The organism is Bradyrhizobium sp. CCBAU 45321, from assembly GCF_028128975.1.
GTDB classification, from domain to species: domain Bacteria; phylum Pseudomonadota; class Alphaproteobacteria; order Rhizobiales; family Xanthobacteraceae; genus Bradyrhizobium; species Bradyrhizobium yuanmingense.
The window spans coordinates 1-4,375 of the sequence record NZ_LFKZ01000007.1; the positions used below are offsets into that span (position 1 = coordinate 1).

Consider the following 4,375-nt stretch of genomic DNA (forward strand, 5'->3'; position numbering starts at 1 on the left):
TCATGACTATGCCAACAGAAGTCGCAGATTCGTCGGATCGAGACATGTCCCTCGGCACTTGAAACTGCGCCACCCGAGCTATGCTTAGATCTGGCTGACGGAGCCGATCAGGACGGCGTGGCTTTGCTGGGTCAGAATGACCTTGATGCCGTCAGCGAATCTGACACCGGCCTGATTTGTGCCTTTCAATCGACGCCAGGTTTGCCAGGCTGCATCGATCAGTGAAATGGCCCCGATTTTGGGACCTTAGGATTCGGACTCATTATATCCACCATACAAGAGCGGCGACGAGGCAAACAGAGCCGAGATAGTTTCGGGGGATGTCCCGATCAGTGTTGAACTACGTCACGTCGGGCGGGCGTTTCCGGAATGAATATTATGCGACCCTCGTGATGTGGGCAACGGGCTTGATCGTCATGCGATCGTGGTGAGCTTGAAGGGCCGCATGCAGAATCGCCAATTGCTTATGTGCCTTCAATCGTCGGAAGCCCTTGTTGGCCTCGATCATGCCGGCCGCGACCCATCGCAAGGCCATACCGGCATCCCGCCAGCGTTTGACGTTGCGCGTGACGCGGCGAATGGTGCCCATCATGTTCTCGGCGATGTTGGTACAGGCGAGCGATCGACGAAGCTCCTTCGGCAGCTTCAACCGGACGACAGCCAGGATTTCGTCGAGGCCTTCGAGGATGCTGGCCGCTACGCCGGGCCATTGCTGGTCGAGTCGACGCGCGAGATTGCGGATCAATTTTTCGGCCTTGTCGGCGTCATCGAGCTCCCAGGCCTGGCGCAGCACCCGACGGGTGGCCGCATGATGCTCTTTCGGCGGGCGTTCCATGATGTTGCGCGCCTTGTGGATCTGGCAGCGCTGGATCGCAGCGGCCGAACCGAAGGTGCGGCGGATCGCCTTCGACAACGCCTTCGCGCCGTCGGCGATGAACAGTCTTGGCACCGTCGGGTCGAGCCCGCGCGAGACCAGGTTGTCCAGCAGGGCCTGAACCGTTGCGGCATTCTCGGTCGCCCCTTCCACCAGCGCCAGCGGATGCTTGTTGCCTTCGCCGTCAACCCCGATCGCGGCGACCAGCACGACATCGTCGCCGAGATGCAGCCCGTCGATTTGGACCACCAGAAGGTCGAGCGCGGACAGATCGGCAGCCATGAAGTCGGCCAGCCGCGCCGCCGACAGCGCGACGAACCTCCGCGAGGCCGCCGACTTCGAAACCCGCGATCCGGGCGGTGCCGGCACGTCACCCTCGGGCAGCCGGACAGCGCGGCCGAACCGGCGCGTCGACACATTGATCAGCATCAGGTTCATCGCCCAGCGACCGAGCCAGTCCTCCTGCGCCGCCGTTTCCCAGCTCGGGATCGTGACCTCGCGCCGTCCACGCCCCGGACCCGCGCGCGCTCGACCTCGATCTTGCCGCCGTGGAAACCGATCCGTCCCCGCGTTCGGCCCCAACGGTGCGCCCGCCGCGCCGCATCGCGACCGTGGCGCGGCCCGCAGGCCGCCGTCACATCCGCCTCCATCATCGTGCCGACCGCCTCGATCCCCGCCGCAAGGCAGAACCGATCGAAGCTCGCCCGCACTTCCGCAAACGCTTCGTCCACAGCCCCAGTCGCCGGCGAACCAGCCGGTGTGATATCTCTCGTCATGGCGTTGCTCTCCTTTGTGGAATCAGCACCCCGAGCCTACCGGCTCAAGGTGGGCAACGCCGACCTCTTCAGAAATTCAACAGAACCCGGGACATCCCCTGCGGGCGAACTCAACGGAGACATTTTTATCTCCGCAAGTAGCACGACCGAGACGAAAACCCTGGCACAGGAATGCTTTCTGCGGACCAGCGCCTTACCGGGCATATCCCGTTTGACAACCGCTGCCCGGCGGCGTGCGCTCCAACCGCAGGCAATCGGCATTGGCTGTGGCATCCCCAACTCCCACCGCGATCAAGGTTCGCTTTCGGCTCCGAGCGGACGTTCGCCCGCTGGCCGCCGCGCGTCACATAACGAGATCGACGATGCCTCGTCGGCATCTGTGGCACCAAGGAGCTTGCCTTCGACCCCCGTGTTCTTTTCCGCCGCACCTGTCGGTGCCCAAGCCGTCGCCGATGCCAAGGGCAGTGAGATCGGACTCCATCCGCAACTCGTGCTCGACCACGTCGGGAGCGTAGCTCGCTAGTCCACGACGTGTTTTATGGCGTCAGCTCCTGTTTGGAGAGAGACCTGCCGCCGTAGTACTCTCGCGCGGCCTTCCGACATACCCCCTTATAGAACTCATCCGCGTCTTCGATGGTGAAACCAGCGCCGGCGAAGCAGCCTCGTGCCACCTCGTGGAGCGTATGCCGTATTGACGTTGTATCGTCGTATACGGCGTTAAGACACGCGATGATCACAATAACCTCCTCCTTTGAGAGGCGTGGCTGACCACTCATCAACCGCGCGTGATTGATACAGGCGACGGCATTCGCGCACGTGAACGAGTCGCCCAGCCCGGAGCAGTCCTCAAACCCATTGCCCTGCTCGTTCAACTTGACGTGCGCGATGGGCAGAGTTTTCATATCATCTATCTCCCGGTGGTTCAGTTCCTCGCTTATCACAGGATCATGACCGGATCGCCTCTGCTGAAGCCAGATGTCAAGTTGGTGTAGTCCAGGCCCGACCCAGCTTCGGTTGCGTTTGAGCGGATTCATGTTTGGGTCTTCGAACATAAGAGTCGCATCGAGCCTGGCGGTCTCCGTCCGGGATAGCCATCCGTGTTCGGCCATGGTCCGCATCACGACGTTCTCAGCATGTCCCCAATGCTCGTCCGCAGCGTAAACCTGCCTAAAGTTCAGGATGGCTTGGCCAGCCGCGAACTGGGCTTCCTCGCTGAGACCGCCGTCCTTGTCGAGTAGCGCCTCGAGCCTCTCGACGCATCGCTTCACAGTCAGTCCATTCTCGCTCCGGAGCGTGGCGTCCCGGAAGTGCTGAACACCCTTGTTCACAAATGGCTGAGTGACCGACCTCGAGGTGTAACCGTAAGCACCAGTTTCTTTGTTGAGCACGCCCGTCAATGCATACTTGTTCGTTCTGTCGTATAATGGGCTGCTCGTCAGGTCCGGATCCTTCGGTACTTTGGGTGGCCTGTACTTGGCCACGCACTCGTCCTTCACGAGATGCCCCTTCATGCAGCTCAGGTTCAGCACAAGAGAGGTGCGCGCCTTTGTGGAATCCGCAAGACGGCCCACATGTACATAGGTCGCCGCCCGGTAGTCGATCATCGTTACGAACAGATTGTTGCCGCAGGTCCGGATTGGATTGAGGGGACGTTCGTTGAGGCGCCGGGCGTCAGGGCCGGCAGCGTGATACGATGTGTAATACTCTCTCGCCTTCGCCTGAGCCAACCTGAGCCGTTCGTTACTGGTGAAGCCCTTCTTCCCGTCGTGCAGTGATGTGGTAGAAAGGAAGAAGTTGTTTGCGACCTCATCATAGACGTAGCCTGCGCCCGCGAGACACAATCCGTATTTCACTACGCGCGCAAAGTGCGGCCCATCGTCCCTCCCGTCTTTCGCTCCGTCTCCATTGTTCGTTGCCGTCCCGACCTGCCGCAGTGCATAGCTGCTGTCAGCCGGAGTTGCCACACGCTGGGTATAGAGCGGAGCAAGTGAATGCCTCTCTCCTTGGACCGCAGTCATAGCACTCGGTGCCTGTCCGCTGACGCATTGCCAAACCTGGGAGCGAAGTACAGCAAGCGAATGGTCCGCGTGCTGAAATGCACCGAACATACTTGGGGCCTCAGCCTGTCCGCCAACGATCCGCCAAACTTGGGAACGCAGAGAAGCAAGAGAAATGGCCATTTCGTGAAACCTGGTCATCGAGCGAAGCCGTCAGGCAGCCCACCACCGATCCGCCGGTGCGTCCCGAACGCCGTCTAGGCTGGCTGCTCCCAACTCACATCTCATGTCGTATACACCGCGAGAGCCTAACGCCACTACATGAATCGGTGTACTCGCTCTCATTACGGTCGTCAGCTGGCGCCTTTTTTGGATCATTATGTCGACGCGCGCTCAACCGGGCGCCGGTCGTTGTGACGCTCCCGTGTCGAAGTTCAATGGGCGATCAACTCCAGAGCGCGATCCACGTCTTAGGGACGACAATTCCGTCGATCTTCAACGGATTGCCATCGAAATCAACGTGGGACGCTTGGAATGCCCTCACCGAAGCCTCAGTGCGGGCCAAAATCGCCGTCTACGGCTCCAGGGTCAAGTTGACGCATAGGCTTTGAGTATCTCCTGGAGAAGCCTCACACCGCTGCCCTTCGAGCCCTTCTTGACCGTGTCTGGCGTTAGCCTGAACCAAGTCGCCGGCCCTACAATGCCGTCAACTTTTAGAGGAAACGAGA

At 60.5% G+C, this 4,375-nt stretch carries 1 protein-coding gene and 1 pseudogene; both read right to left on the reverse strand.

All coding sequences use genetic code 11. The features are described 5' to 3' along the window. Window positions 1-376: 376 nt before the first annotated feature. Window positions 377-1,650: pseudogene (locus ACM43_RS00980) on the reverse strand (IS256 family transposase). Between the two features lie 536 nt (window positions 1,651-2,186). Beyond that, window positions 2,187-3,503 carry a XopAG/AvrGf1 family type III secretion system effector gene (xopAG, locus tag ACM43_RS00985; protein WP_193375226.1) on the reverse strand — a complete coding sequence of 439 codons (1,317 nt, stop codon included), beginning with the start codon at window positions 3,501-3,503 and terminating at the stop codon, window positions 2,187-2,189. Window positions 3,504-4,375: the final 872 nt, after the last annotated feature.